Source organism: Pseudovibrio japonicus, from assembly GCF_014651595.1.
Lineage (GTDB): Bacteria > Pseudomonadota > Alphaproteobacteria > Rhizobiales > Stappiaceae > Pseudovibrio > Pseudovibrio japonicus.
The window spans coordinates 1-522 of the sequence record NZ_BMXE01000025.1; the positions used below are offsets into that span (position 1 = coordinate 1).

1 protein-coding gene is annotated in these 522 nt (G+C 51.7%); it reads left to right on the forward strand.

Features of this window, described 5'->3' with window-relative positions:
* On the forward strand, positions 1-224 hold a 224-nt coding region (locus tag IE076_RS22770), incomplete at its 5' end, for a hypothetical protein (RefSeq protein WP_209009425.1).
* Positions 225-522 lie beyond the last annotated feature (298 nt).

Genomic DNA, 522 nt, shown 5'->3' on the forward strand with positions numbered 1-522 from the left:
CATATATCAACCAACCAGCCTCAACAAACCACCCAAAAACCCCAGAAACAAGCCAATCACAAAACAAATCAGGCCCAATAATTAACAAAACCAAAATTTGCACAGACCACGGGAAAACACCAAAACTTATACAAACCTCACCAACAACAAGACCAAGCCGTTACAGACCGGCTGGATCGCGCAACGTGATACTTCAGAAGGGCGCGTTAGAGGGTGCACTATAGAGGCCTGAGCAAACTTGAGCTCGTTTGCGTCAGTTTGCGCTATTTGTGAGCTGAGACCCCTTAGTTTGCGTTGCTATGTAGTGGGGCGAACGGGCAGCGCCGTCCAACAGCAATTCCTGCCAGCAACGGCCAGCTGCATCTTATCCCCCTCGCCCGCTGCCAAAACCAGAGCTGCTCAAGACACCCAACGAAGCCGACTATCAAAACTTATCATCACCCAACGCAAATCTATCCCCGCATCAACACCGCACGACACAGCACAACGCCACCTAGCGCCCCGGCAACGCCACAGTCACAC